This is a genomic window from Hydrococcus rivularis NIES-593 (assembly GCF_001904635.1).
In the GTDB taxonomy this organism is placed as follows: Bacteria; Cyanobacteriota; Cyanobacteriia; order Cyanobacteriales; family Microcystaceae; genus Hydrococcus; species Hydrococcus rivularis.
The window spans coordinates 1-2212 of the sequence record NZ_MRCB01000066.1; the positions used below are offsets into that span (position 1 = coordinate 1).

Sequence of the window (2212 nt, forward strand, 5' to 3'; positions counted from 1 at the left end):
GGGTTGAGTCGATGAGGGATATTATTCCCCGCACCTCTCAGTTAGATCCGGACGTGCCATTTTCACGGCATCCGGCTCCCGATGTTCTTAGCTTGCGCTTTTGCTGATATGGATATAATCGTGGCAGCTTTCATGAATGGCTAGAAGGTTTTTAGTTTTCCAGTTTTGGTGGTTGCCATCGACATGATGAAGATGTACCTTCTCATCACTAAGCATTTTTAAACCACAATGTCCACATCTATGGTTTTGCCGTTTCAGGGCTTTAGAGGTATTGTTGTCGTATAACTTACTGTTGCGTTCACTCCAATAAGTTAAATCTCCGTCGTAGGGTGATTTCTCTCCTGTGACATTGATGTATTTGTTTTCGGAGTAGGGAACTTGTGGGAATGCCTTTTTAAGTAATTGTTTACAGGTATGGCAATTCTGCTTAGTTTCCTTGTTGAATACCTTGAATGCTCTGTGTTCGATGTGCCATAGAGAAAATCTCGACCCATCCATCTTGCAGAAGCGGTGGTAATTCCTCCAACCTCTAACTACCGGGGCTAATTTCTCCGCCTTTGTGGTAGCACCATAATTCGAGTTATTGACGATAGCTTTGACTTTCTTGCGAAAAGTTTTATAGTTGTCCACTGAAGGAACGCATTTAAACTTGCCGTTGTTCTGGACTTTAAAGTTCCAGCCGAGAAAATCAAAACCATCTGTCGCGGCGGTAACGAGTGTCTTTTTCTCGCTTACCTTCATTCCCCGCTCTGCTAGGAACTGACTGATTTTGTCAAGTATAACGGTAGCATCGTCTTGAGGTCTGAGTATGATCACCATGTCATCTGCGTAGCGGACAGACGGTTCGATAATACTTTCTGCCGAGGTTTTGTCAGTAATTCTTCTATTAGAATCCCGGTGGTATCTATGAATACTTTCAATCCCATTTAAGGCGATGTTAGCTAAGAGTGGACTTACCACCCCACCTTGAGGGGTTCCAAGTTCTGGAAATTCTGGGTTGACTCCGGCTTTGAGACATCGGAAAATTCCCTGTTTTATGCTCAAAGGAGCGATGAGTCTGTCCATGATGGCGGTGTGGTTTATCGTGTCAAAGCATTTTTCGATATCGAGTTCTATGACTCTTTTATCTATTCCATTGGCTCGATAGTTTAGACTGTTGAACAATTGTCTCTGAGCGTCATGCGCCGAGCGTCCCGTTCTGAATCCGTAACTCCTAGCATGGAAAGTTGCTTCGTGTGCTGGTTCTAATGCGTACTTAACAAGACATTGATACGCTCTGTCCGCAATAGTGGGGACTTTGAGAATCCGGGTTTTACCATCCTTTTTGGGGATGGGTATTTCACGTAATCCCTGGTGTTTCCAGTTTTTAGCTTCGGTTCTAAGTTTTTCACTTAGTTCAAACCTTTGCTCAAACGTGAGCGCAGTTTTGCCGTCGATTCCCGCTGTCTTTTTCCCAGCATTTAGCTGTGTTACTTGACGGATAGCCAGTAATCTTGCTGCGGTGGATTTCAGAATCAGCTTTTGTAGAGACTTCGCTTTCCGCTTGTCGCCAACTTGAACAGCTTTATACACGCGTCTTTGTAGGCGAAATAGGTTACGGCGGAATTGCTTCCACGGTAACGTCTTCCAAGATTCACTAGAGTTGCCTCTGTGTCTAATCATGCTCTGCTCCGATTTGTGTATTCTGAACACCTCAGACCAATTACGGTCTGTCCTACCCGAACTGAAGGGATTCCGCTACTCGTCCAGCCTACTTAGGGTTCGACCGCCCTTAGACCTTCAATCCGTTTTTATTCGTTCCCTCGGTTGATTATTAGTTCCGTTAGGTGTAGCCACTTCAACCATTGGAATCCCCGGACTCTTGCCGCTATCGAAGACAGGATGCGGCGGGATTTATCTCCAATCAAGTCAGGCTCTGATGTTGTGTCCTGCTTTTTGCTGGGTTGCTTTTCTAGGCTATATTTCACCGTAGGAACTCCCCGTTAGCACCAGTGCCATCCCACAACGGATGTCTGATTATGCCCTGTTCCCAGCTTCGACCTCCCGAAACCGAGTCGGGTCATCGTGGGCAGATAGGGAGTCATACCTGAGTCTGGTAGATGGGACTTTCACCCATATCAGACCGAGAGTTCAACCTTTCTCTATTGCTAGATGGGGTTGGTTAGCTTATGTACGGGCTGATTACCGTGATTCAGCTAACAACGAATCGCAC

The 2212-nt window shown here is 45.7% G+C and carries 1 protein-coding gene and 1 pseudogene; one reads left to right on the plus strand and one right to left on the minus strand.

Features of this window, described 5'->3' with window-relative positions:
- Positions 1-87: 87 nt before the first annotated feature.
- Positions 88-1662, minus strand: coding sequence for a group II intron reverse transcriptase/maturase (locus NIES593_RS23100; protein ID WP_073601799.1), 1575 nt, complete (start codon positions 1660-1662; stop codon positions 88-90).
- Positions 1663-2008: 346 nt separating this feature from the next.
- Between NIES593_RS23100 and NIES593_RS24740 the strand changes: the two are divergent.
- Positions 2009-2212 (plus strand): annotated as a pseudogene (locus tag NIES593_RS24740) (hypothetical protein); the annotation flags it as partial.

What these genes read in the sequence shown, in the direction of transcription:
- NIES593_RS23100 (WP_073601799.1), bottom strand. Translation starts at nt 1,662, where the DNA reads ATGATTAGACACAGAGGCAACTCTAGTGAATCTTGGAAGACGTTACCG.